Origin of the sequence: Phycicoccus avicenniae (genome assembly GCF_050496545.1) — a bacterium.
Classification (GTDB): domain Bacteria; phylum Actinomycetota; class Actinomycetes; order Actinomycetales; family Dermatophilaceae; genus Phycicoccus; species Phycicoccus avicenniae_A.
Map to the genome: position 1 here is coordinate 227,541 of NZ_JBNVZV010000003.1, position 20,057 is coordinate 247,597.

At 74.2% G+C, this 20,057-nt stretch carries 17 protein-coding genes; 7 read left to right on the top strand and 10 right to left on the bottom strand.

Features of this window, described 5'->3' with window-relative positions; all coding sequences use genetic code 11:
* Positions 1-114 precede the first annotated feature (114 nt).
* Genes ACQZ2A_RS04175 through ACQZ2A_RS04195 form a run of 5 tightly spaced genes read right to left on the bottom strand, consistent with a single transcriptional unit; the run spans position 115 to position 5,031 of the window.
* Positions 115-1,077, bottom strand: coding sequence for a 2-hydroxyacid dehydrogenase (locus ACQZ2A_RS04175; protein ID WP_430207440.1), 963 nt, complete (start codon positions 1,075-1,077; stop codon positions 115-117).
* Complete coding sequence (locus ACQZ2A_RS04180) at positions 1,074-1,823, bottom strand: SDR family oxidoreductase (protein ID WP_430207442.1); 750 nt, start codon at positions 1,821-1,823, stop codon at positions 1,074-1,076. The genes ACQZ2A_RS04175 and ACQZ2A_RS04180 overlap by 4 nt, the downstream gene beginning before the upstream one ends.
* A gap of 54 nt (positions 1,824-1,877) precedes the next feature.
* On the bottom strand, positions 1,878-2,954 hold the full coding sequence (locus ACQZ2A_RS04185; RefSeq protein WP_430207444.1) for a phosphotransferase family protein: 1,077 nt from the start codon (positions 2,952-2,954) through the stop codon (positions 1,878-1,880).
* Positions 2,951-3,760, bottom strand: coding sequence for an SDR family NAD(P)-dependent oxidoreductase (locus tag ACQZ2A_RS04190; protein ID WP_430207447.1), 810 nt, complete (start codon positions 3,758-3,760; stop codon positions 2,951-2,953). Before ACQZ2A_RS04190 ends, ACQZ2A_RS04185 begins: the two co-directional genes overlap by 4 nt.
* Positions 3,757-5,031 (bottom strand): acyl-CoA dehydrogenase family protein, encoded by a 1,275-nt coding sequence (locus ACQZ2A_RS04195; protein WP_430207449.1) that lies wholly within the window; start codon positions 5,029-5,031, stop codon positions 3,757-3,759. The genes ACQZ2A_RS04190 and ACQZ2A_RS04195 overlap by 4 nt, the downstream gene beginning before the upstream one ends.
* A gap of 40 nt (positions 5,032-5,071) precedes the next feature.
* Here ACQZ2A_RS04195 and ACQZ2A_RS04200 point away from each other — a divergent pair, with 40 nt between their 5' ends.
* Complete coding sequence (locus ACQZ2A_RS04200) at positions 5,072-5,659, top strand: TetR/AcrR family transcriptional regulator (RefSeq protein ID WP_430207452.1); 588 nt, start codon at positions 5,072-5,074, stop codon at positions 5,657-5,659.
* Between the two features lie 85 nt (positions 5,660-5,744).
* Here ACQZ2A_RS04200 and ACQZ2A_RS04205 read toward each other — a convergent pair whose 3' ends face one another.
* Positions 5,745-7,877 carry a molybdopterin-dependent oxidoreductase gene (locus tag ACQZ2A_RS04205; protein ID WP_430207454.1) on the bottom strand — a complete coding sequence of 711 codons (2,133 nt, stop codon included), beginning with the start codon at positions 7,875-7,877 and terminating at the stop codon, positions 5,745-5,747.
* On the bottom strand, positions 7,874-8,671 hold the full coding sequence (locus ACQZ2A_RS04210; RefSeq protein ID WP_430207456.1) for a crotonase/enoyl-CoA hydratase family protein: 798 nt from the start codon (positions 8,669-8,671) through the stop codon (positions 7,874-7,876). The genes ACQZ2A_RS04205 and ACQZ2A_RS04210 overlap by 4 nt, the downstream gene beginning before the upstream one ends.
* Positions 8,672-8,764: 93 nt before the next feature.
* On the opposite strand from ACQZ2A_RS04210, the gene ACQZ2A_RS04215 reads away from it, so the two are divergent.
* Positions 8,765-9,922, top strand: a complete 1,158-nt coding sequence (locus tag ACQZ2A_RS04215; RefSeq protein WP_430207459.1) for an alkene reductase — start codon at positions 8,765-8,767, stop codon at positions 9,920-9,922.
* Positions 9,923-10,002: 80 nt separating this feature from the next.
* Here ACQZ2A_RS04215 and ACQZ2A_RS04220 read toward each other — a convergent pair whose 3' ends face one another.
* Entirely contained in the window at positions 10,003-11,220 is a 1,218-nt protein-coding gene (locus ACQZ2A_RS04220) for an MFS transporter (RefSeq protein WP_430207462.1), read from the bottom strand.
* Positions 11,221-11,325: 105 nt separating this feature from the next.
* Here ACQZ2A_RS04220 and ACQZ2A_RS04225 point away from each other — a divergent pair, with 105 nt between their 5' ends.
* Together ACQZ2A_RS04225 and ACQZ2A_RS04230 are read left to right on the top strand one after the other, a co-directional pair.
* Positions 11,326-12,312 carry an NADPH:quinone oxidoreductase family protein gene (locus ACQZ2A_RS04225; protein WP_430207464.1) on the top strand — a complete coding sequence of 329 codons (987 nt, stop codon included), beginning with the start codon at positions 11,326-11,328 and terminating at the stop codon, positions 12,310-12,312.
* A 137-nt stretch (positions 12,313-12,449) separates the two neighbouring features.
* On the top strand, positions 12,450-12,971 hold the full coding sequence (locus ACQZ2A_RS04230) for a DUF2231 domain-containing protein (RefSeq protein ID WP_430207466.1): 522 nt from the start codon (positions 12,450-12,452) through the stop codon (positions 12,969-12,971).
* A gap of 20 nt (positions 12,972-12,991) precedes the next feature.
* Here the strand turns inward: ACQZ2A_RS04230 and ACQZ2A_RS04235 are convergent, their stop codons facing one another.
* Positions 12,992-14,971 (bottom strand): YhgE/Pip family protein, encoded by a 1,980-nt coding sequence (locus ACQZ2A_RS04235; protein ID WP_430207469.1) that lies wholly within the window; start codon positions 14,969-14,971, stop codon positions 12,992-12,994.
* Positions 14,968-15,600, bottom strand: coding sequence for a hypothetical protein (locus tag ACQZ2A_RS04240; protein ID WP_430207471.1), 633 nt, complete (start codon positions 15,598-15,600; stop codon positions 14,968-14,970). Before ACQZ2A_RS04240 ends, ACQZ2A_RS04235 begins: the two co-directional genes overlap by 4 nt.
* Positions 15,601-15,671: 71 nt before the next feature.
* Between ACQZ2A_RS04240 and ACQZ2A_RS04245 the strand changes: the two genes are divergently transcribed.
* The 3 genes from ACQZ2A_RS04245 to ACQZ2A_RS04255 all read left to right on the top strand — a co-directional run bounded on the left by ACQZ2A_RS04245 (position 15,672) and on the right by ACQZ2A_RS04255 (position 20,053).
* Complete coding sequence (locus tag ACQZ2A_RS04245) at positions 15,672-16,313, top strand: TetR/AcrR family transcriptional regulator (RefSeq protein WP_430207474.1); 642 nt, start codon at positions 15,672-15,674, stop codon at positions 16,311-16,313.
* 153 nt (positions 16,314-16,466) lie between these two features.
* Entirely contained in the window at positions 16,467-18,551 is a 2,085-nt protein-coding gene (locus ACQZ2A_RS04250; protein WP_430207476.1) for an NAD(+) synthase, read from the top strand.
* Positions 18,548-20,053 (top strand): fused MFS/spermidine synthase, encoded by a 1,506-nt coding sequence (locus ACQZ2A_RS04255; RefSeq protein ID WP_430207478.1) that lies wholly within the window; start codon positions 18,548-18,550, stop codon positions 20,051-20,053. Before ACQZ2A_RS04250 ends, ACQZ2A_RS04255 begins: the two co-directional genes overlap by 4 nt.
* The last annotated feature ends 4 nt before the right edge of the window (positions 20,054-20,057 follow it).

Genomic DNA, 20,057 nt, shown 5'->3' on the forward strand with positions numbered 1-20,057 from the left:
TTGACATGTGACCATCCAAGCACCGACCACCGACAGTGCCCCCGGGCACCGAACACACCTGTGGACGACCGAGCTCGGATCTGCCGCCTGTGGACGACGGCCACCTCCGACGGGTCAGCGGACCGGGGTGATGGGCCCTCGGCCACCCAGCACGGCGAGGACGTTGTCGGCGGCGAGGCCGGCCATCGCGGTGCGCGTCTCGATGGTCGCCGAGCCGATGTGCGGGAGGAGCGCGACGTCCTCGCGGGCGAGCAGGCCGGGGTGCACCCGCGGCTCCTCCTCGAAGACGTCGAGCCCGGCCCCGGCCAGGTGCCCGGACTCCAGCGCGTCGACGAGCGCGGCCTCGTCGACGACGGGCCCGCGGGCGGTGTTGACGAGGAAGGACCCCGGCTTCATCCGTGCGAGCGCCTCGGCATCGACCAGGTGGCGGGTCGCCGCCGAGAGCGGTACGTGCACCGACATGACGTCGGACCGCTCGAGCAGCTCCTCGAACCCGACGACCTCGGCCTCCAGTGCGGCCACGGCCGCGGGGTCGGGCTCCGACCGGCCCCACAGCAGCACGGACATCCCGAACGCCCGGGCGCGCCGGGCCGTCGCGAGGCCGATGGCCCCCGGCCCGACGATGCCGATCACCTTGCCCTGCACCGAGGTCCCGAGCAGGTGGAACATCCCGAAACCCCACGGCCGGCCGCTGCGCACCCCGCGCTCGGCCTCCCCGAGCCGCCGCGTCGCCATGAGGACGAGCGCGAAGGCGATGTCGGCCGTCGCGTCGGTGAGCACACCAGGGGTGTTCGTAACCAGCACCCCCCGGGCGCGGCAGGCCTCGACGTCGATGTTGTCGTACCCGACCGCGACGTTGGAGATCACCTTCAGGCCCGGACCGGCGGCGTCGAGGAAGGCGTCGTCGACCCGGTGGCCGAGCGTCACGACCACGGCCTCGGCCCCGGAGAGCAGCACCGGCAGGTCACGCACGGGCACCGGCGAGTCCTCGTCGCGGTAGCGGACCTCGTGCTCGGCGCGCAGCCGCTCGACGGCGTCACCGGGCAGCCGGCTGAGGACGACGACGCCCACGGTCACATGATCTTCCGGACGACGGGAAGTGGCAGGTGGCGCAGCGCCTTGCCGACCGGGACCCACGGCCACGACGGCACGAGCGCGTGCGCCTTCTCCTTCTCGATGGCGTCGACCATCGCGGTGACACCCGGCACGGTGTCGACCATGAACGGGGTGTGCGACACCTTCTCGTTCATCTCCGAGCGGATGTACCCGGGGTAGATGACCGAGACCCGGATGTCGAGGTCGGGCTCGCCGAGCATCTCGTTGCGGATGCCCTCGGCCAGCGCGGCGACCCCGGCCTTCGTCGCCGCGTAGGTCGTGACCGTCTTGCGCATCCCGCGCATCGCCGACACCGACGAGATCATCACGAGGTGGCCGCGCTTCTGCGCACGGAATACCTCCATCGCCGCCTCCGTCTGGGCCAGCGCGGCGACGAAGTTGACCATCGCCGTCTGCCGGTTCGCGTCGTAACGGCCGGTGCCGAGCGGCGCGCCCTTGCCCAGCCCGGCGTTGACGACGACGCGGTCGATGGTGCCGAAGTCCTCGCGGAAGGCACGGAAGGTCTCGAACACCGCGTCGTCGTCGGTGACGTCGAGGGCACGGATCTCGACACGCCTCCCGGTGCGCCCGACGATCTCGTCGCGCAGCTCCTCGAGCCGCTCGGTGCGCCGGGCGCAGAGCCCGAGGTCCCAGCCGCGGGCGGCGAGCTGGCGGGCCATCTCGGCCCCGAGGCCGGAGCTGGCCCCGGTGATGATCGTCGTCGGCACGGTCGGTCCTTCTCGTCGGTGGTCGGTCGGTCGAATTGCGGGTCAGGCTGCGGGTCAGGCGCGTTCGGCGAGGAGCCGGGCGCACCGCTGGTCGAGGTGGGCGACGACGTGCCGGAACGCGGCGTACGCGGGGTTGGTGGTCTGGCCGTGGTGGAAGCGGTAGTAGATCTGCTGCGCGATGACGGCGAGCCGGAAGAGGCCGAACACCTCGTAGAACAGCAGGTCGCGCGGCGAGACCTCGACGCTCCGGGCCGCGCAGTAGCGCTCGACGACCTCGTCACGGGTCAGCATCCCGGGGGTGTGTGTCGGCTGGAGCCGGAGCTCGACGAAGGTGGGGTCGTCGTCGGCCTGCACCCAGTAGGCCAGCACCGAGCCGAGGTCCATCAGCGGGTCGCCGACGGTGGCGAGCTCCCAGTCGAGAACACCGACGACGCGGGTGGGGTCGTCGGGGTCGAGCACCAGGTTGTCGAAGCGGAAGTCGTTGTGGATCAACGTGTGCGGCCGGTCGGCGGGGCGGTGCGCCTCGAGCCAGGCCATGGTCGCCTCGTGGTCGGGCACGTCGGGGGTGTGGGCGCGGCGCATCCGGCCCGCCCAGCCACCGACCTGGCGCTCGACATAGCCGTCGCCGCGGTCGAGGCCGCGCAGCCCGGCGGCGTCGACGTCGACGTCGTGCAGCCGCACGAGCACGTCGACCGCGTTCTCGCACAACGCTCGTACGGCATCGCGGTCGAGCCCGAGATCCTCCGGGACGTCCTTGCGCAGGATGGTCCCCGCGATGCGCTCCATGACGTAGAACTCCGAGCCGATGACCGACTCGTCGCCGCAGTACCCGACCATCGTGGGCACGAGGGGAAAGGAGGCCGCGAGGCCGGCCTGGAGGTCGTGCTCGCGGCGCATGTCGTGGGCACCCTTGGCCTTGGTGCCCGACGGCGGGCGCCGCAGCACGAGGTCGCGGCCCGGCCAGCGCAGCAGGTAGGTGAGGTTGCTGGCCCCGCCGGCGAACTGGCGCACCTCGGGATCGCCGTCGAGACCGGTTGCGTCGGTTGCGTTCTCGCGCAGCCACGCCACGGCGGCCGCGACGTCGAAGGCGTCCTCGTCACGGACGCGCGAGGCCCCGGCGACCACGGTCACGGCAGGTACTCCTGCGGGTCGGCACCCGCCTTGCGCGCGAGGCGCTTGGCCTGGCCGACCATCATCCGGTCGTAGAGCGGCCGCAGGAACCGCTTGCCGTAGTACGCCTGCTTGCCCATCCGGTCCGTGAGGATGATGGGCCGCTTCTTGTCGATGCCGTCGAGGACGATGCGGGCGATGTCGGCGGCCTCGACCGAGGCCTTCGTGATGAGCCGGATGCCGGCCTCCTGCATCGCGGTGTCCTTGCCGGCGAACGACTCGTGCAGGTTGGTGCGGAAGAAGGCCGGGCAGACGACCGAGACGTCGATGCCCCACGGCCCCAGCTCGAAGCCCAGCGTCTCGGAGAGCGCGACGACGCCGGCCTTCGTGGCGTTGTAGCTCGACATCCCCGGGCCGTGGACCAAGCCGGCGAGCGAGGCGACGTTGACGATGTGGCCGGCCCGCTGCTCCTTGAACAGCGGTGTGAGGGTGTGGCACCCACGCGCGACGCCGAGGAGGTTGATCGAGACGACCCGCTCCCAGTCGGCCATCGCCTCGATCTCGATGCGCCCGCCCGTCGCGATGCCCGCGTTGTTCACGAGCAGGTCGAGACCGCCCCATTCCTCGCGGACCCAGGCGAGCGCGGCGTCCCAGTCCTGCTGGCTGCGCACGTCGAGGCGCCGGTACTCGGCACCGGCCGGCACGGAGGCCGGGCGGTCCTCGGCGAGGTCGACGGCCAGCACGCGGTCGCCCCGGGCGACGAGCAGCTCGACGAGGGCACGACCGAGGCCGGAGGCCCCGCCGGTGACCAGGGCGCGGCGGGTCATCGGGTGGCCTCCTGGGCGCGGGGGGCGTAGGGCTTCAGCAGGTGGCGCGCGACGACCCCGAGGTGGACCTCGTCCGGGCCGTCGGCGAGGCGCAGGCTGCGCGCCCCGGCGTAGGCCGCGGCGAGCGGGAAGTCCTCGCTCATGCCCCCACCGCCGTGCAGCTGGATGGCGAGGTCGATCACGTCGCAGGCCATCTGTGGCACCGCGGCCTTGATCTCGCTGACCTCCGAGAGGGCACCCTCGATGCCGACGGTGTCGAGCTTCCACGCGGCGTGGAGCACGAGCAGCCGCGCCTGGTTGATGGCGATGCGGGCGCCGGCGAGCCGCTCGCGGTTGCCGCCGAGGTTCGCGAGGGGCTTGCCGAAGGCCGTTCTCGTGGAGGCGCGCTCGCACGCCATCTCGAGGGCCTTCTCGGCGAGGCCGACGAGCCGCATGCAGTGGTGGACGCGGCCGGGCCCGAGGCGGCCCTGGGCGATCTCGAAGGCGCGGCCGGGTCCGAGGAGGACGTTGCCGGCGGGCACGCGCACGGCGTCGAGGGACACCTCGCCGTGCCCGAGCGGCTCGTCGTACTGGCCGAGGGCGGAGAGCATCCGCTCCACGCGCACGCCGGGGGCATCCATCGGGACGAGGACCATCGAGTGCTGGCGGTGGCGGTGGGCGCTCGGGTCGGTGAGGCCCATGAAGATGCCGAGCCGGCTGTCGGGGTGGCCGGCACCGGTGGTCCACCACTTGCGGCCGTCGAGGACGACCTCGTCGCCGTCGGGGGTGGCGGTGGCGGCCATGTTCGTGGCGTCCGAGCTGGCGACCCCGGGCTCGGTCATGAGGAAGACGCTGCGGATGCGGCCCTCGAGGAGCGGCACGAGCCAGGCGTCCTGCTGCTCCGGGGTGCCGTAGCGCAGGAGCACCTCCATGTTGCCGGTGTCCGGGGCGTTGCAGTTGAGGACGAGGGGGGCCAGCGTGGAGCGGCCCGTCTGCTCGGCCACGGTGGCGTAGTCGAGGTTGGTCAGCCCGGTGCCGCCGTCGGTGCCGAAGCGTTCGGCCCACTCATCGCCCTCGCCGGCGGGGAGGAAGAGGTTCCAGAGGCCCTGGGCCCTGGCCTTCCCCTTGAGGTCCTCGACCTCGGGCGTGGGCGGCCACGGGTCCTCGCCGCGGGCGCGGCGGGCGGCGACGTCGGCGAGGAGGCGCTCCTCGACGGGCGCGACCTCGGTGTCGACGAAGGCGCGGACGCGGGCCGCGAGTTCGGCGGCGCGGGCGGACGGGGCGAAGTCCATGTCCTTGACCCTAGACCCTTGTTGAGCGATGCTCAATAGCGTGGGAACGGCAGCGCGGACGCGGATGACGCCCGAGGAGCGGCGGCGCCAGCTCGTCGGCATCGGGCTGCGCAAGTTCGTCGAACGCCCGGTCCAGGACCTCTCGCTCGACGAGGTCGCCGAGGCGGCCGGGGTCTCGCGCGGGCTGCTCTTCCACTACTTCCCGACCAAGACCGAGTACCACCGCGCGGTCGTGGCCGCCGCCGGTCGACGGGTGCGGCGCAACGTCACCCCCGACGACGGGGCGGTCGGCGAGGCCGCCGTGCGGCAGGTGGTCGAGCGCTTCCTCGCCCAGGTCGAGCGCCGGCGCGCCTGGTACCTGGCCCTCGTGCGCGGGCAGACCGAGCTGTCGCGGGCGGCGTCCGGCGACCCGCTCGGCACGGTCACGTGGTTCGTCGCGGAGCTCGTCTGCCGCGAGCTGGTGCTGGGTGACGATGCGTTGCCGGCGGCGCACGGATGGGTCGCCTACCTCGAGGACCGCGCGCTGCAGTGGTCGGCGCTCGAGCCGGCCGAGCGGGAGGCCGGGCGTGACGCCCTCGTCGACCACTGCGTCCGCGCCCTCACCCACCTCACCGCCGACCACTCCTGACCCTCCTGGTCCCTACACGCGAACGTGGGTGAACTCGCCGGAGATCCCCGGCGAGACCACACACGTTCGCGGAGAGGGAGGGAGGTCAGGGGGCGGGGGCGATGGTCACCGGGACGCCGTTGAGCACCGCGTTGCCGCTCAGGGGGTCGACGACGCCCGGGTCGGTGAGGTCGTTGACGGATGCGCCGGGCAGCGCCGTCGCCGTCCGCAGCCGCACCCCGTCGCGCGCGTGCCCGTACCCGTGCGGGAGCGACACGACCCCGCGCATGACGTCCTCGCTGGCCGCGGCCTCGACGACCACCGCGCCGACCGCTGACGCCACCCGCACCCGGTCGCCGTCGGCCAGCCCGTGGGCGGCGAGGTCGTCGGGATGGACGAGCAGCGCGTGCCGCGGGCGCCCCTTCGTGAGCACCGGCGCGTTGTGCAGCCAGGAGTTGTTGTCGCGCTGGTGCCGCCGCCCGATGAGCACGAGCCCGTCGCTGCCGGCGCCCTCGAACGACGCGAGCACGCCCGGCAGGGCATCGAGCACGAGTGGCGTCGCGAGGTCGACGCGCTTGTCGCGGGTCCGCAGCCGGCCCGGCAACCGCGGGCGCAGCGGCCCGAGGTCGAGCCCGCCCGGCCCTGCTCGCCGTAGCCGCCGCACCGACAGGCCCGCACCACCGGTGCGCAGCAGGAGGTCGAGCTGACGGGTCGGCGAAGTCCGCAGCCGCGCCTCGAGCGCCAGCGTCGCCCGCGACAGCCGGCGCCGCCGCGACGTGCCACCGGCCGCGAGGTACGCCAGGCCGAGGTCGCGGGCGATCTCCCAGTCGTGCCGTCCGCCCGGGTCCTTCGGCAGCACCGCGGGGGTGAAGCGCGCGGTGTCGCGGACGGCGAGCAGGTGGAAGACCAGGTCGTAGTGGTCACGCTCGAGCGGACCGGTCGGCGGCAGGACGACGTCCGCGTGCCGGGTCGTCTCGTTGAGGTACATGTCGACGCAGACCAGGGCGTCCAACGACCCGAGCGCCGCATCGAGGCGATGACCGCCCGGCGTCGACGACACCGGGTTGCCCGCGATGGTCAGCAGCGCCCGGACCTGCCCCTCACCCGGCGTCGCGATCTCCTCGACGAGCGCCGAGACGGGCAGCTCGCCGCCGAAGCCGGGCAGACCGCGCACTCGGGTCCGCCTGCGGGAGAACCCACCCGGACCCAGCACACCGCGACCGACGAGGTCGACGGCCGGCGTGGTGAGCATCGTCCCGCCCGGCCGGTCGAGGTTGCCGGTGAGGATGTTCAGCAGTTGGACCGCCCACTGGCAGACGACGCCGTGCGCCTGGGTCGAGGCGCCCATCCGGCCGTGCACGGCGGCCGAGGGTGCGTCGAGGAGGTCCTGCGCCAGCCCCCGCACCGCGTCGGCCGGCATCCCGCTCGCCCGCTCGGCGAGCTCGGGCGTGAACGGCTCGACGGCGGCGCGCACGGCCTCGACGCCGTCGACCCAGGCCGGCGCCCGTGAACGCCCGGAGGCCAGCACCTCCCGCACGAGCGCGAGCAGCACCACCGCGTCGGAGCCCGGCCGGACGAAGTGGTGGGCATCGGCCACCTTCGCGGACTCCGTGCGCCGCGGGTCGAGGACCACGAGCCTCCCTCCGCGCGAGGCGAGCTCGCGCCGGCGGCCCGGGAAGTCCGGCACCGTCCACAGCGAACCGTTGGACGCCATCGGGTTGTGGCCGACGAGCACGAGGAGGTCGGTGCGGTCGATGTCGGGCACCGGCAGGAGGAACTGGTGCCCGTACAGCGCCCACGCCACGACGTGGTGGGGCAGCTGGTCGACCGAGGTCGCCGAGTACCGGTTCCGGGTGCGCAGCAGCCGCACGAGCGTCGGGTGGTGGGTCAGGGCGCCGAGGCTGTGCACGTTCGGGTTGCCGAGGTAGACGGCGAGCGCGTCGTCACCGTGCTCGCGCTGCACGTCGGCGAGCAGCTCGGCGGCCCGCGTGATGGCGGCGTCCCACGACGTCTCGCGCAGCCGACCGTCGGCGCCGCGCACGAGCGGCCGCCGCAGCCGGTCGGGATCGTCCTGGACCTCGGGGAGCGCGAACGCCTTGGGGCACAGGTGCCCCCGCGAGAGCGGGTCGGCCTCGTCACCCCGGATGCTCGTCACGGCGCCCGTGTCGTCCTGCGTCAGCACGAGGCCGCACATCGCCTCGCACAGAGTGCAGGAGGCGCGGCGCGTCGTCGTCGTCATCGGGCGCGCGGCCCGAACGAGGGGGCCTCGCGGCGCAGCGCCGCCTCGCGGGCGGCCTTCGTGTTGCCGCGGCCCAGCAGCCGCGCCTGCTCCAGGCGCTCACGCGCGAAGGTGCGCCGGGGGCCCGCGCTCCACGTCCGCTCGAAGATCCGCTTGGTCGCGGCGACGGCATCGGGCGAGCGCGTCGCGACCTCCTCGAGGAACCGGGTCGCGGCGACGAACGGCTCGTCGTGCACCTCGCTCGCGAGCCCGAGCTCCACGGCGCGCGTCCCGCTGACCACCTCGCCGGTCATCGTCAGCCGCTTGGCGACGTCGAGGCGGACCTGCTGGGAGAGGGCCTGCACGCCGCTCATGTCGGGGACCAGCCCCCACCGCGCCTCGAGCACCGACCACTGGGCGTCGGCGGTCGTCATCCGCAGGTCGGCGGCCAGCGCGATCTGCAGCCCGCCGCCGTAGCAGTGGCCGTGCACGGCGGCCACGACCGGCACGGGCAGCCGCCGCCACGCCCAGCACGCCTCCTGGAAGAGGTTGGTGCCGCGCCACGGTCGGGGGACGAACGCCCGGGCCACCCGTGGCGGCTCGCGCAGCACGGTCGCGAAGTCGAGGCCCGCGCAGAACGAGTCACCGGCCCCACCGAGCACGACCCCGCGCAGGGTCCGGTCGGCCCGCAGCGAGCGCGCGGTCTCGACCAGGCCCTCGAGCGTGTCGAGGGTCAGGGCGTTGAGCTTGTCGGGGCGGTCGAGGCGGACCTGGGCGATGCCGCCCTCGACGGTGCAGGTGACGGGCGCGGACATGCGGTCAGCGTACGGCGGCGTCCCGCGCCCGGGTTCGACAGCGGACGTTCCCCGGGAATGGCCGCGCCGCGAGGTGGTTGAACCCTCAACCGGATGACGGGTCGGCCCGCCCACGAGGCGGGCGACCGTCCCACCCCCGAGAGACAGGACACCACCGTGCCCGACCTGTTCACCCCCCTGCCCACCCCGTTCGGCGAGTGGCCGCACCGCATCGTGCTGGCGCCGCTGACCCGCAACCGCGCCGACGCGGAGGGCGTCCCCACCGACCTCCAGGTCGAGTACTACCGCCAGCGCGCCTCGGCCGCCCTCGTCATCACCGAGGGCACGCAGCCGAGCGCCGTCGGTCAGGGCTACCTGACCACCCCCGGCATCCACAGCGACGCGCAGGTCGCCGGTTGGCGCCGGGTCGCCGACGCCGTGCACGGCGAGGGGGGCCGCATCGTCGTCCAGCTGATGCACGCCGGCCGCATCGCCCATCCCGACAACAAGCACGGCCTCGAGACCGTCGCGCCGAGCGCGCTGGCCGCTCCCGGCGAGATGTTCACCGCCGACGGCATGAAGCCGCACCCGGTGCCGCGCGCGTTGACCGAGGACGAGATCCCCTCCGTCGTCGCCGAGTACGTCGACGCCTCCCGCCGCGCGGTCGAGGCCGGCCTCGACGGGGTCGAGGTGCACGGCGCCAACGGCTACCTGATCCACCAGTTCCTCGCGCCCGGCTCGAACCACCGCACCGATGGCTACGGCGGCTCGCCCGAGAACCGGGCGCGCTTCGGCGTCGAGGTCGTCCGCGCCGTCGTCGACGCGATCGGCGCCGACAAGGTCGGGCTGCGCCTCTCGCCGGCGCACAACATCCAGGGTGCGACCGAGGAGGACCCCGCCGACGTGCTCGCCACGTACACGGCGTTCCTGGAGGGCATCCGCGACCTCGGCATCGCCTACGTCTCGGTGCTCGCCGACCCGCAGGCCGAGGTGACCGCCCGCATCCGCGACCTCCACGACGGCGTCCTCCTCCTCAACACCGGGTTCTCCGACGTGACGACCAAGGAGTCGGCCGAGCAGCTCGTCACCGGTGGCGACGCCGACGCGGTCGTGGTCGGGCGGCTCTTCCTCGCCAACCCGGACCTGCCCCGCCGCTGGCAGGAGGGCGCCGAGCTCAACGAGCCGGACGCCGACACCTTCTACGGCGGCGGCGCCGAGGGCTACACCGACTACCCGTTCCTCGAGGACGACGAGGAGCGGAAGTCGGCCTGACCCGCCTCCTCGCAGCGAACGTGTGTGAACCTGCCCGGGGATCCCCGGCGGGTTCACACACGTTCGGGGAGGTCGGAGGGTCAGGCGGGGGTCGTGACCTCGGGTGCCGGGGCCGCCGCCCGGGCGGCACCGCGGGTGTCGCGCCGGTGCACCCGCACCGAGACCGCGAGGACGGCCAGCCCCAACACGGCCAGCCCCACCCCGACCCACGACGGCGCGGTGTACCCGTACCCGGCCGCGATGACGACGCCGCCGAGCCAGGCACCGAGGGCGTTGGCGAGGTTGAGCGCCGCGTGGTTGCCGGCGGCCGCCAGGGTCTGCGCCTCGCCCGCGACCTGCATCAGCCGCAGCTGGAGGTTGATGACGAGCACCGAGGCCAGCACCGACGCGAGCGCGAGCACGACGAGCGCCGGCACGGCGTACGGCGCCACGAGCGCGAACAGCCCGAGGGCGACGCCGAGCCCGACCATCCCGATGACGACCGAGCGCAGCACCGACCAGTCGCCCATCCGGCCCGCGACGAGGTTGCCGACGAAGCCGGCCGCACCGAAGACGAGGAGGAACACGGGGACCGCCGACTCCGACAGCCCGGTGACCTCGGTGACGGTGGGCGCGATGTAGGAGTACATGGCGAACATCCCGCCGAAGCCGATGGCGCCGACGGCCAGCGTCAGCAGCACCTGCGGGTTGGACAGGGCGCCGAGCTCGGCGCGCACGGTGCGGGTGCGGTCACCGGGCAGCCGCGGGACCTGGGCGGCCACGAGCGCGACGGTGGCCAGCCCGAGCAGCGCGACCAGCCAGTAGGCCGAGCGCCACCCGAGGGTCTGCCCGAGCCAGGTGGCCCCGGGCACCCCGAGCACGTTGGCGATCGGGATGCCCAGCATCACCGTGCCGACCGCCCGCCCGGCCCGACCGGCCGGCGCGAGGTCGACGGCGACGAGGGCAGCGACCCCGAAGAACGCGCCGTGCGGCAGGCCCGACAGGAACCGCGCCGCGACGAGCGTCTCGTACCCGGGCGCGACCGCACTCAGGGCGTTGCCGACGGCGAAGGCGGCCATCAGCCCGACGAGCAGGCCCTTGCGCGGCAGGGTCGCACCGAGCGCGGCGATCAGCGGCGCCCCGACGACCACCCCGGCCGCGTACGCGGAGATCGTGTGCCCGGCCGTGGGGATGCCGACGCCGACACCGTCGGCGATCCGGGGCAGCAGGCCCATCGTCACGAACTCGGTCGTGCCGATGGCGACGCCGCCGAGGATGAGGGCGGCGGTGGCGAGGGCGGGGTGGCGGGGCTGGGGCACGGGAGGTGCAAGGAACCCCGCCCGCCCGCGCATTCCCGGACCCGCCGGATCGATGGCGATGTCACACGGAGTTCACACGCCGGACCGCGTTCCTAGGATGGCCGGATGCGTGCAGCCCAGGTGACCCGGCTCGACGGACCCGAGAGCGTCGAGGTGCTCGACCTCCCCGACCCGCAGGAACGCGACGGCGCGGAGCGCAGCGTCGTGGTCGACGTCGCCGCCGCGGGCGTCTGCTTCCCCGACGTCCTGCTGACCCGCGGGCAGTACCAGATGAAGCCCGACCCGCCCTTCGTCCCGGGCTCCGAGGTGGCCGGGGTCGTGCGCAGCGCCCCGGCCGGCAGCGGCTTCTCCGCCGGCGACCGGGTCGCGGCCTTCCCGGTGCTCGGCGGGTTCGCCGAGGCCGTGGCCGTCGACCCCGCGATGGTCTTCCCGCTGCCCGACGACACCCCGTGGGACACCGCCGCCGCCCTGCCGATGAACTACCTCACCTGCGAGTTCGCCCTCGGCGAGCGCGCCCGCCTGCGCGAGGGCGAGACCGTGCTCGTCCACGGCGCGGCCGGCGGGGTCGGCACGGCGGCGATCCAGCTCGCGGCGGCACGGGGCGCCAGGGTCCTGGCCGTCGTGTCCACCGACGCCAAGGCCGAGGTCGCCCGGGCGGCGGGCGCCGACGAGGTCGTCCTCGCCGAGGGCTTCCGCGACGCCGTCTCCGAGCTCACCTCCGGCCGCGGCGTCGACGTCGTCGTCGATCCCGTCGGTGGCGACCGCTTCACCGACTCGCTGCGCTCGCTCGGCCCGGGCGGCCGGCTGCTCGTCATCGGGTTCACCGCGGGGTCCATCCCCGAGGTGAAGGTGAACCGCCTGCTGCTGAACAACATCTCGGTGGTCGGGGTCGGCTGGGGTGCGTGGTGGACCCACCCGCACGGGCCCGGTGCCGGCTACCTGCGCGAGCAGTGGGACCGCCTGGTGCCGCTGCTCGCCTCCGGCGCGGTGGCGCCCGTCATCGGGGAGGTGCGCTCGCTGGACGAGGTGGTCGACGCCCTGCTGGCGGTGGAGCAGCGGCGCGCGCAGGGCAAGGTCCTCCTGACCCCCTGACCTGCGCCATCGGACCATCGGCCCACGGACGAAAGTCCCAGCCTCTTTTGACGCTCCCTTGACGTCGAGAGGCTCGACGAGCGGGCAGAGTTGGCCCACACCGTGGTCCTGCCACGTCCCCTGCGGAAGGTCCTGCCTTGTTCGACACCGTCTTCGGCATCCCCGTCCACGCGCTCGTCGTCCACGCCGTCGTGGTCCTCGCGCCCCTCACGGCCCTGCTCCTCGTCCTCGCCGCCGTCTCGGAGAAGCTGCGCGCCCGGATCGGCATCGCGCTCCCGCTGCTCGCCACCGTCACGGCTGCGAGTGGGTACGTGGCCAAGGAGTCCGGCGAGTCGCTCGAGCGCCGGCTGAACGGCACCGGCGGCGAGCTCGTCGAGCAGCACGCCGAGCTCGGCGACGTCCTGCCGCTCATCCTCATCGGCGTCGCGGTGCTGTCGTGGGTCATCTACCTCGTCTGGAAGCGGACCCCCCGCGACGCCGAGGCCGGGACCCGGAAGCCCTCGGCGCTCCTGCGCGTCCTCCTGGTCGTCGGCGTGCTCGCGGCCGTCGGCCTGACCGTCGACGTCGTGCTCGTCGGGCACAGCGGCGCCAAGGCGGTCTGGAACGGCATCGGCTCGCAGCCGGCCCCGCAGGGCGGCGGCGACGGCGACGACGGCTGAGCCGGCCCGACCGACCGACGTCAGGCGGCGAGCTCGGGCTTGACCCGGGCCGCCGTCCACGTGCCCGCCCGGCGCGCGGCCAGCGAGCCGAGGGCCAGGGCCGCCAGCCCCCACCCGCCGACGACCGCGACGTCGAGCCAGAGCTGGTCCAGCGGACCGCCGTACATGAGCCGGCGCACGCCGTCGACCGCGTAGGACATCGGCAGCACGTGGTGCAGCGGCAGGAGCGGCCCGGGCAGCGTCTGCCAGGGGAACGTGCCACCGGCGCTCACGAGCTGCAGGACCATCAGCACGAGGGCCATGAACTGGCCGACCACCCCGAAGCGCGCCATCAGCAGGTGGATGACGGCGAGGAAGGCCGCCGAGACCGCGACCATCCACACCCCGAGCAGGACCGGGTGCGCGACGTCGATGCCGACGCCGAACCCGACCACCGCGAACGCCACGACCGCCTGGGCGGCGCCGAGCAGCGCCGGCCCGAGCCACCCGCCGAGCGAGACACGCCACGCCGGCTGCCCGGCCGCGAGGGCCCGCGCGGACAGCGCCCGCATCCGGGTGAAGAGGACGAACCCGCCGATCCACAGCGCGAGGCTCATGAAGAAGGGGGCGAGCCCGGCGCCGTAGCTGCCGGCGGCCGCCTCGGCGTCGCGCGAGACCGCGACCGGGCTGCCGATCGTCTCGGCCATCGCCCGGCGCTGGGCCTCGGAGGGGTCGGGGATGGAGTCGGCGCCCTTCGCGAGGCCGTCGGAGAGCTTCGTGGCACCGGTGGAGAGCTCGCCGAGGCCGTCGTCGAGGTCGTGGGCCCCGGAGGCCAGCTGCCGGGTGCCGTCGAGGGCGTCGCGCTCGCCGGCGGCGAGACGGGTGGCGCCGGAGGAGAGCCGCTCGCTGCCGTCCGCGGCCGTCGCGATGCCTGCGCTCAGCCTCGGCGCGGCCGCGGCCAGCTGCTCGGCGCCGTCGGCCACCCGATCGGCCCCCGAGGAGAGCCGGTCGAGGTCGTCGGCGGTGGACTGGACGGTGTCGTTGGCGTCGGTCACCGGTCCGGAGAGGGCGTCGACGCGGTCGAGGACCGTCTGGATCTGGCTGTCGGACAGGCCGGCCGCCGTGAGGTCGGTGGCGAGCCGGCCCCTGGTCGCCGTGAGGTCGCCGAGGAGGGTGTCGGCCGCGCCGGCCACCCTGCGCCCGGCAGCCGCGACCTTCGCGTTGCCGTCGGACACCTGGCGCGCGCCGTCCGCGAGCTGCTGCGTCTGGTCCGGGAGCGCCGCCGTGCTCGAGCGCAGCGTGCCGAGCCCGTCCGCGAGGTCGCCTGCGCCGGAGGCCAGCTCGTCCGCGCCGGATGCGAGCTTCTCCTGACCGCTGACCAGCTGGTCCGCCCCGTCGGCCAGCTCCCCGGCACCCGTGGAGGCGGTGCGCGCCCCGTCGGCCAGCTGCTTCGCGCCGTCGGCCGCGTCGACCACCTGGGCGTGGATGTCGGAGAACCCCTCGAGGAACCGGCTCGCCGCGGTGTTGCTGACCTGCTCGGCGACCGAGGCCGTCACCTGGCTGACGAGGGTGTTGGCGATCGTGCGGGCGAGGTAGTTGTTCGCATCGTTGGTGCGGATCTCGAGGGTCGCCTGCCGCGGGTCGTTCGTCGCGCTGCTCGCGAGGTCCTCGGAGAAGGTCTTCGGCAGGACGAGCACGAGATCGTAGTCGCCGTCGCGCAGACCGCGGTCGGCGCGCTGGCGCGAGACCCGCGACCAGTCGAAGGTGCGCTTGTCGACGAGCGTGTCGGCCACCTGGTCGCCGACCCGCAGCTCCTCGCCGCCGGTCAGGGTGGTCCCGGCGTCCTCGACGACGAGGGCGGCGGGCACCTCGCTGAGCCGGCCGTACGGATCGTCGTTCGCGTATAGGTAGAGGCCGCCGTAGATGGAGGGCACGAGGACCATCGCGACGAGGGCGAGCCGGCCGACCCGGCTGGCCCCGATGCGGCGCAGCTCGGTCAGGGCGAGGCGCAGGGCGGTCACGCGGCCACCTCCTCGGTGGAGCCGAGCTCGGCCCGCACCGGCACGCCGAGCTGGCGCATCGTCGCGTGGGTCAGCTGCACCACGACGGTCAGGCCCGACGCCGCGTGGTGCGTGAGGATCGGCCACCAGAGGCGCGGGTCACCGCCCCGGCGGTCGGGGTTGGTGACGACGAGCACGCGCGTGGCGGCCCGCTCGGCGGCGGCGGAGGTGAGCACCCGCACCCGTTCCTCGGGCGCGAGCCGCTCGAACGGCTCGTCGGCCGCGGCCGTCACGCCGTGCCGCTCGAGGAAGGCGGCCACCGCCCGGCGTCCCGACGGCCGGCCCGCGAAGGCGAGCTCCTCGGCGACGACGTGGTGGACGGCCAGGCCGTCCTCCGGCGCGGAGACCTCGGGGACGTCGACCAGCGCGACGTGGCGGCGCAGGCGCGCCGGGTCCGGGTCGCCGTCGAGCAGCACGCGGCCGTCGGCGAGGGGCATCCGGCCGGCGAGGGCGAGCGCGAGGGCGACCTGGCCGTAACCCGGGTCGCCCGCCACCGGGGTGACGTGCGACGGCGCGGCGGTGAACGACGTCGGCCGGACGAGGGGGCTGCGCGTGCCGGCGACGGACACGGCGTCTGCGACGAGCTGCACGAGGTCCTCCAGGACTGTGGGAGAGGCGGTACCGCTTGGTACCAGTCGGTTGGTACGGTACAGTACCAGTCATGACGACCGCGACTCCACACCGTTCCCGCACTGCGGACCGCGGCCCTGCCGGCGACACCGCCCGGTCCGCGGCCGTCCGCGAGCGCCTCGAGGGCGCCCTCGCCGGCGCGGTCGCCGACAAGGGCCTGGCGGCCACGACCATCGCCGACGTCGCGCGGCTCGCCGGCACCTCCAAGCGCACCTTCTACGAGCACTTCGCCGACAAGGAGGAGTGCTTCCTCGCGCTCTATCGCACCCGCAGCGGCCAGCTGATGGAGGCCGTCGACGCCGCCCTCTCCCCCGGCGCGACCCCGGCCACGGTGCAGCTCCAGGAGGTGGCCCGTGCCTTCCTCACCTTCCTCACCGAGGACCGCGCGCTCGGGCGGGCTCACGTCGTCGACATCACGACCATCGGCGAGCGGGGCGTCCTCGCCCGCCAGGAGGTCGTCGACCGGCACGCGGAGACGCTGCTGCGGATGCTCGAGCAGGCCCGCACCGCCGGCACGAGCGTGCGCCGGCTGAGCCACCTCGAGGCGGTCTGCGTCGTCGGCGGGCTCAACGAGGTCGCGCTGCGGGCCATCGAGGCCCCCGACGACGCGCCGCTGGACGACCTCGTCGAGTCGGCCACCCGGTTCATGCAGGCGGTCGTGCTCGCCGACTGACCAGTCGCTGCGGCGAGCATCCGCGTCATCACGGAGACGACGCGGAAGATCATCGATGACGTGGATGCATCCCTGGCACGAGCAAACATCCGCGTCATCCCAGTGACGGCGCGATGAGTCGGGGCGGCGGGCAGGCCGACTAGCCTCGGGGGCATGGACTTCCGGAACGTCTACGCCCAGGGGTTCGCCCGGGTCGCGGCGTGCACCCTGCCCGTCGCGCTCGCCGACCCCGCGGAGAACGCGCGGCGCATCGTCGAGCAGGTCCGCGCCTGCCACGACGACGGCGTGGCCGTGGCGCTCTTCCCCGAGCTCTCGCTCTCCGGGTACGCGATCGACGACCTCCTCCTCCAGGACGTCCTCCTCGACGCCGTCGACGCGGCCGTCGTCGCGGTGGCCGAGGCGACGGCCGGCCTCACGCCGCTCGTCGTCGTCGGAGCCCCCCTGCGGCACGGCAACCGGCTGTACAACTGCGCGGTCGCGATCCACAGGGGCGAGGTGCTCGCCGTCGCCCCGAAGTCCTACCTGCCGACCTACCGCGAGTTCTACGAGAAGCGCTGGTTCGCCTCCGGTGCCGGCCAGCAGCGGCAGTTCCTCGTCCGGCCGCACTGGCCCGGCGCCGACGTCGACGGCGAGATCGCCTTCGGCCCGGACCTGCTGCTCGCCGCCGAGGACGTCCCGGGCCTGGTCGTGCACATGGAGGTCTGCGAGGACGTCTGGGTACCGGTACCGCCGAGCCACGAGGCCGCGCTCGCGGGAGCCACGGTGCTGCTCAACCTCTCCGCGTCCCCCATCACCGTCGGCCGGGCCGAGGACCGCCACCTCCTCGCCCGCTCGGCGAGCGCCCGCTGCGACGCCGCCTACCTGTACGCCGCCGCGAGCCAGGGTGAGTCGAGCACCGACCTGTCCTGGGACGGGATGACGATCGCCTACGAGCTCGGGGCGCTGCTCGGCGAGTCCGAGCGCTTCCCCGACGGCCCGCGCCGCACCGTCGTCGACGTCGACCTCGACCGGCTGCGCCAGGAGCGGATGCGCGTCGGCTCCTTCGACGACAACGCCGAGGCGTACTCCGCCGACGACGCCGGCTTCCGGGTGGTCCCGTTCCGGGTGCGCCCGCCGGCCGGCGACCTCGGGCTGCGCCGCCCCCTCGACCGGTTCCCCTTCGTCCCCGACGACGAGGCCCGCCTCGCGCAGGACTGCTACGAGGCGTACAACATCCAGGTCTCCGGGCTCGAGCAGCGGATGCGCGCCATCGGCGGCGGTGTGCCGGACCGGATGCCGCGCATCGTCATCGGCGTCTCCGGGGGCCTGGACTCCACCCACGCGCTCATCGTCGCGGTCAAGGCCTGCGACCGCCTCGGCCTGCCCCGCACCCACGTCCTCGGCATCACGATGCCCGGCTTCGCGACGAGCGAAGGCACGAAGACGCACGCCGTGCAGCTCATGGAGGCCCTCGGCATCGAGTGGGAGGAGGTCGACATCCGGCCGCTGGCCACCCAGATGCTCAAGGACCTCGGCCACCCCGCCGGCGACGGTGAGGAGGTGTACGACGTGACCTTCGAGAACGTCCAGGCCGGCCTGCGCACCGACCTGCTCTTTCGGGCGGCGAACCAGCGCGGCGGCATCGTGCTCGGCACCGGCGACCTCAGCGAGCTCGCGCTCGGCTGGTGCACCTACGGTGTGGGAGACCAGATGTCGCACTACGGCGTGAACGCCGGTGTGCCGAAGACGCTCATCCAGCACCTCATCCGATGGGTCGTCTCGGCGGGCGAGCTGGGCGACCCCGCGGCCGACCGCACGCTCCTCGGCATCCTCGACACCGAGATCAGCCCCGAGCTCGTGCCGGTCAAGGAGGGCGAGAAGCTGCAGTCGACGCAGGACACCATCGGCCCGTACGCCCTCCACGACTTCACGCTGTTCCACGTGCTGCGGTGGGGGTTCCGCCCGAGCAAGATCGCCTTCCTCGCCGAGCACGCCTGGGCCGACGCCTCGCGCGGCGACTGGCCGGCCGGCTACCCGGAGGCCGAGCACGTCGCCTACGACCTCGCGACCATCCGCTCCTGGATGGCGGTCTTCCTCAAGCGGTTCTTCCAGAACCAGTTCAAGCGCTCCGCGATCCCCAACGGCCCCAAGGTCGTCGCGGGTGGCTCGCTCTCGCCCCGCGGTGACTGGCGGATGCCCTCCGACGCCGCCGCCACGGCCTGGCTCGCCGAGCTCGACGAGAACGTTCCCGCGTCGTGAGGAAGGCCGACCGGCGCGAGCCGCGCATCGGTGCCCGCACGGCGGTGGCGCTCGTGTTCGGTTCCTCCGCAGCGGTGCTCGTCGTCGAAATCGTGTCGCTGCGCCTGCTCGCGCCCTACCTCGGGCTGACCCTCGAGACGAGCACGCTCGTCATCGGGCTCGCGCTCGCGGCCATCGCCGGGGGCGCCTGGCTCGGCGGGCGCTGGGCCGACGAACGGGACGGCCGGGCGCTGCTCGGGCTGCTGCTGGTGGTGTCGGGGGCGGTCGTCGCGGCGACGCCGTTCCTCGTGCGGGGGGCGGGCGGCATCGCGGACGGCTCGCTGCTGATCCTCGTCGCCGGCGCCTCGATCATCGTCCCGGGCGCGCTCCTGTCGGCCGTGCACCCCGTCGTCACCGCGCTGCGGCTCTCCACGCTCGAGGAGACCGGGTCGGTGGTCGGTCGGCTGTCCGGGCTCGGCACCGCGGGCGCCATCCTCGGCACCGTGCTCACGGGGTTCGTCCTCATCTCGCGGGTCCCGGTCACGTGGATCATGGTCGGGCTCGGTGTGCTCCTCGTCCTCGGCGGTGTGGTCGTCGAGGTCGGGTCGCGGCGGGCCCTGGCCACCACGGCGGCCGTCGTCACGGTGGTCGGTGGGCTCGGGGCGGCGCTCGCCCCGAGCGGCTGCGACGTCGAGACCACCTACCACTGCGCGGTCGTCACGACGGATGCCGCGCGCCCCTCCGAGCGGGTGCTCGTGCTCGACAACCTGCGGCACTCCGCGGTCGACCTCGCCGACCCCACGGCCCTCGAGTTCGCCTACGTCAAGGCCCTCGCGGCCGCGACCGAGTCGCAGCTGCCGGCCGGCGCGGTGCGGGCCCACCACCTCGGGGGCGGTGGCCTCACCCTCCCGCGCTTCCTCGCGGCCGAGCGCCCCGGCACCGTCAGCACCGTCTCGGAGATCGACCCCGGCGTCGTCGCCGTCGACGAGGAGCGGCTCGGCCTGCGCACCGGCCCGGACCTCCGGGTGCGGGTCGAGGACGCCCGGGTGGGGCTGCGCGCGGTCGGCTCCGGCTCCCTGGACCTCGTCGTCGGCGACGCCTTCGGCGGGGTCAGCGTGCCGTGGCACCTCACCACCCGAGAGGCCATGACCGACGTGCGGCGGACCCTGCGCGACGACGGCCTCTACGCCGCCAACCTCATCGACCACCAGCCGCTGGCCTTCGCGCGGGCCGAGGTGCGCACCCTCGGAACGGTCTTCGAGCACCTCGCCCTCGCCGCCACACCCGGTGCCACCCGCGGCGAGGGCGGCGGCAACCTCGTCGTGCTCGCCTCGGACGCACCGCTCGACGTCGCAGCCTGGCGCGCGGCCATCGCGGCCCGGGACCTCGACTGGGCGGTCATCGACGGTGCCGCCCTCGACGCGTGGGTCGGCGACTCACCGGTCCTCACCGACGACCACGCACCGGTCGACCAGCTGCTGACCCCCTACGCCCCAACGGTCGGCGCTCCCGCCGCGGGGTGACCCC